Origin of the sequence: Kocuria sp. CCUG 69068, from assembly GCF_020833785.1 — a bacterium.
Classification (GTDB): domain Bacteria; phylum Actinomycetota; class Actinomycetes; order Actinomycetales; family Micrococcaceae; genus Kocuria; species Kocuria rosea.
In genome coordinates this window covers 1-4250 of record NZ_PDDL01000176.1, presented here as the reverse complement: position 1 = coordinate 4250, position 4250 = coordinate 1, and the positions used below count along the sequence as shown (strand labels likewise).

The following is a 4250-nucleotide window of genomic DNA, read 5'->3' as shown; positions in this document are numbered from 1 at the left end:
TGCCCGGCCGGTCCGGCCGGCCCGTCGAGGCCCAGCTCCTCCAGCACGCGCACCCAGGACAGCACGCAGGACGCGGCGTCGAACAGGGCCTGTGCCCCGCGCAGCACCGCGGCGGCGGCGGGGTCCTCCAGCGGGCCCCGGGAGAGGGCGTCGTAGCGCCGGAGCAGCTCCGCCCGCAGCGGGTCGAGCGCACGGGGCGGCCGGGCCCGCAGGGCCTCGCGCCGGGCCAGGGTCGAGGTGAGCTGCCACTGCGCCGGGCGGGTCAGGAGGCGGGACAGCAGGTCGGCGTCGGTCCGGGCCCGGTAGCGCAGGTAGGCCCGGCGCCGCTCCTCGAGGGAGGCCTCGTCCCAGCCCCCGATCAGCGCCGCGAGCGGGTGCAGGCGGCCGCCGGCCACGAGCTGGGCGTCCAGGTAGTCGGACAGGGCCAGGACCTCGTCGTCGTCCGACTCCCGCCGCGGCAGCCGGGAGACCGTGGCGGCGAGCGTGCCCACGAGCCGCGGCAGGTCGCGCACGAAGGGCACGGCACGCTCGCGGTGCGGTGGGTCCGGGTCGAGGTACAGCAGGGCCCGGTCGGCGTGCCGCAGGGACGTCCTGGTGCGCGCGGCCTCCAGGGCCCGGTCGATGGGGATGTTGTCGAACACCCCGCCGTCGACCACGTGGTAGGGCAGCTCCGCGGGGTCGCGGTGCGCGCCGAACGCATGGCTCAGATCCGGGCGCCCGGCCGCCGGGCCAGGGGCGCCCCGCGGGCCCGGGGTCGGGGCGGACCACACCGAGGCCGGCTCGAAGGCGCCGGGGAAGGAGGACGTCGCCCGGGCGGCGTAGGCCAGCCGGGACAGCGCGGCCGCGGCCTGCTCGGGGGCCGTGTCCCGCCCCGGGATGTCGTTGTCCAGGGACGGGCCGGGGGAGCCCGGCTCCGGGGAGGAGAAGTGGAAGTCGCTGCGCCCCTCCGCCGACGCGCTGTAGGGGGAGGGGTCGCTGTCCAGGACCGTCGCGGAGAGCTCGACCGTGACGTGCTCGGCCACCAGGTCCGGGTGGTGCTCCGGGCTGCCCCGGAGCGCCTGGAGCGCCTCCAGCAGCCGGGGCCACAGGTAGTCGTCGCCGCGCAGCAGGGAGTCCACGGGGTGCCGTCCGAGCGGGTGCAGCAGCCGGCCGAGGGCGCCGTGCTCCGCCCAGATCCGGCCGAGGGCGTCCAGGTCGGAGCCCGCGCGCTGGGCCACGGCGTGCACCACGCCGTTGAGCCCGCCGGCGCTGGCCCCGGCGAGGAGGTCGATGTCCACCCGGTCGTAGCCGGCGTCCGCCAGCAGCTGCGCGTACACCGCCGCCCGCTCCTCGAGCGCCGGGTCCGGGGTCTCGGCGGGGTGCAGGAGGTAGGCGCGCAGCGCTCCGCGGCCGTCCCGGTGGATCCGGATCCGGCGCAGGATGTCGAGTTCGGCCACCGCGCCGCCGATCCACACGGCGAGGCTCACGCCGCCGCGCATGGCGAGGGCGAGGCGGAGGGTGCGGCCGAACGCCGGCGCCTGCCCGGCGGTCGCCCCGGCCAGCCCCCGGGACGGCGGCAGGAGGGTCAGCGGCAGGCCCGGGGGCTCACCCGACAAGGGCCGCGAACGCCCGCCCCGGCCCGGGCCGGCGGGTCAGGTCGTGCCGGAGGTCCTCGAGTGCCCCCCGCCGCTCGTGGCCGTCGTCGAGCAGCTCGGCCACGGCGTCCCGCACCTCGGCGGCCGACAGGGCGTTGGGGTCGAGCACTGTCCCGAGCCCCGCCGCCTCGAGAGCCGCCGCCCCGGCGAACTGGTCCGTGGACATCGGCAGCAGCAGCAGGGGCACCCCGGCGGTGAGCGCCTCGGTCACGCTGTTGTTCCCGCCGTGGGAGACCGCGACGCTCGCGCGGCGCAGCAGGGTGACCTGCGGCAGGGTTCCGCGCACGAGCCAGGACTCCGGGACCGGGCCCAGCTCGGCGGGCCGGGTCGCCCCGGCCGCGAGGGCGACCCGCACGTCCAGGCCGCGGAGGGCCTCCGCGACCCGGGCGAGCACGTCCCCGCGCACGGACAGGAAGCTGCCGAGGCTGATGTAGACGATCGGGCGGTCCGAGCCGGCCAGCCACGCGGCCACCTCGGGGTCCTCGGCCTCCTCCCGGACGGCCGAGCCCAGGAACGTGTGCTCGGGCAGCGCCCGGGTCCGGTGCTCGTCGTGGAGCTCGCCCGGGTAGTTGAGCAGGAGGTCGTCGCCGGTCTCCGCGAAGGCGTCGGCGCTCGCCGGGGTGCCGGGGGCGATCTGCTGCAGGGCCTCGTTCCACTGCTCCGTGAACTCGTCCCGCACGGAGGAGCACAGCCGGTGCAGCGCCTCCAGCTCGGCCGGGGACGGGCGCAGCCGGCCGGGCCAGGCGGGCGGGTGCCCGTAGACCTCGTCGGCCACCGTCAGGGCCGAGGGGTGGCCCAGGACCACGTCGGCGTGCCGGATCCCGGAGCCGGTCAGGGCCAGACGCGCCGCGAAGGCGAGGTGGTCCACGACCACCTGGTCCGGCCGGACGCGGTCCACCACGTCCTGGACGCGCCGGGCGGTGCCCAGCGGGTCCCAGAGCAGGTCGTCGCGCCGGGCCCGGGCCTGGAAGGCCAGGGTCTCCGCGGGGCCGCGGCGGGTGGCGGCGAAGAACCCGCGCAGTGCGTCGTCCTCCCCGGGGGGCTGCTCCTCGGCCCGGATGACCCCGGGGTTGGAGCCGCGGCCCAGCGGCAGGATCTCGACCTCGAAGCCGAAGCCCCGGGCGATGGCGGCGGTCGCCGGACCGGTGGCCACGACCACCCGCTCCCCGGCGTCCCGCCACGCGGTGGCCAGGGTCGCGAGGGGGAACAGGTGGGAGGCGTAGTCCGGGCTGATCACGAGCAGGGTCACGGGGTGGGGCTCCTGTCGGCCGTGTGCGCCACGGCGTCGTCGTAGACGGAGGTGAGGGCGGTCGCCATCCCCTCGATGCTGAAGCGGTCGCGGACCATGGCGCGGGCCGCGTCGGCGGTGCGCTCCGCGTCGGGGCGCGCCGCCAGGTCGAGGGCCCGGGCCACGGCCCGGGCCAGCGCGGCGGGGTCGCCGGTGTCGACGAGGACGCCGGTGACGCCGTCGGCAACGAAGGTGGCCGGCCCGCCGGCGTCGGGCGCCACGACCGGCAGCCCGGTGGCGAGGGCCTCGACCAGCGCCACGCCGAACTCCTCCTTGAGGCTCGCGCAGACGTAGACGCCGGCGGGGGAGGACAGGCCTGGCCGGCCCCGGCGCACCGCGGCGAGCCAGGCGGCCACGGTGGCGTGGGGACGGTGGCCGGCCAGAAGCAGGCCGGCGGTAGCGGCCTCGGCCCGGGGGAGGGCGGCGTCGATCCGGGTGAGCTGCTCCCGCTCGTCGGCGGAGGGGGAGACGAGGTCCCCGCCCACGACGAGGAGGTTGCAGCGGCCCCGCAGCCCGGCGTCCCGGGCCCAGGCCTCGACGAGCGTGGCCGTGCCCTTCACACGGTGCAGGCGGCCCACCGTGACCACGAGCGGCAGCCCGCGCCGGGCGGCGGGCAGGGCCGCGAGCACGGTGTCGAGCTCCGCGAGGTGCGCTCCGGCACCGGTGCGCACCTGCTGGGCGGCACGGTCCACGGCACCCAGGTCGATGCCCTCCGGCACCACCGTGCACCGCCCGGGCTCGTCCAGGTCCACGTCGAGCAGCTCGCGGGCGTCCCGGGCCAGGTCCGGGCGGGGGAAGAGCACCAGGTGCTCCGCCCGCGCCGCGAGGTGGGCGAGCAGGCGTACGCGGAACCACAGGTGCTCCACGCCGTCGGCCGCGCCGAAGCCGGCCCGGGTCAGGGTGCCGGCGCGCTCGCGGGCGGCGACGAGCGCGTGCGGATCGGGGGCCATCGTGAGCACCCACGGGATGCCGAGCTCCGCGGCCACCGCCGCGGCCGCCATCGAGCCGACGTCTGCCATGCGCAGGTGCAGCACGTCCACGGGGCCGGCCCGGCGCAGCACGCGCCGCAGCCCCCGTTCCGCGGCCACCCGCCGCGGCCAGGCGTCCGCCATGTGCACCGGGGGGCCGGTGAAGGGGACGACGCTGAAGACGTGCCTTGCCCCCGCCGGACGGGCCGTCGCCGCCCGCGCCTCGTCGTGGGTGCCGCGGGTCGCGCAGCCCGTCGGGGTGGTCGATGCGCAGGCCGTCGACGAGGCCCTCGTCGATCCACCGCTTGATCTCCGCGTGGGACTCCTCGAAGACCTCCGGGTCCTCGACGCGCACGCCCG

The 4250-nt window shown here is 78.1% G+C and carries 4 protein-coding genes; 1 reads left to right on the top strand and 3 read right to left on the bottom strand.

Features of this window, described 5'->3' with window-relative positions:
- The 3 genes from CRM73_RS18405 to CRM73_RS18395 all read right to left on the bottom strand — a co-directional run.
- Positions 1–1595, bottom strand: a 1595-nt coding sequence (locus CRM73_RS18405) for a patatin-like phospholipase family protein (protein WP_229588702.1), incomplete at its 3' end; no start/stop codon positions are given.
- On the bottom strand, positions 1585–2883 hold the full coding sequence (locus CRM73_RS18400; RefSeq protein ID WP_109243949.1) for a glycosyltransferase: 1299 nt from the start codon (positions 2881–2883) through the stop codon (positions 1585–1587). The genes CRM73_RS18405 and CRM73_RS18400, both read right to left, overlap by 11 nt.
- On the bottom strand, positions 2880–4034 hold the full coding sequence (locus CRM73_RS18395; RefSeq protein ID WP_229588701.1) for a glycosyltransferase: 1155 nt from the start codon (positions 4032–4034) through the stop codon (positions 2880–2882). Before CRM73_RS18395 ends, CRM73_RS18400 begins: the two co-directional genes overlap by 4 nt.
- 16 nt (positions 4035–4050) lie before the next feature.
- Between CRM73_RS18395 and CRM73_RS18390 the strand changes: the two genes are divergently transcribed.
- Positions 4051–4250: hypothetical protein (locus CRM73_RS18390; RefSeq protein WP_229588700.1), on the top strand; the 200-nt coding region annotated here is incomplete at its 3' end.

Bases quoted from the DNA above. Each gene is read 5' to 3' on its own strand.
- CRM73_RS18395 (WP_229588701.1), bottom strand. From the start codon at position 4,034: ATGGCGGACGCCTGGCCGCGGCGGGTGGCCGCGGAACGGGGGCTGCGG.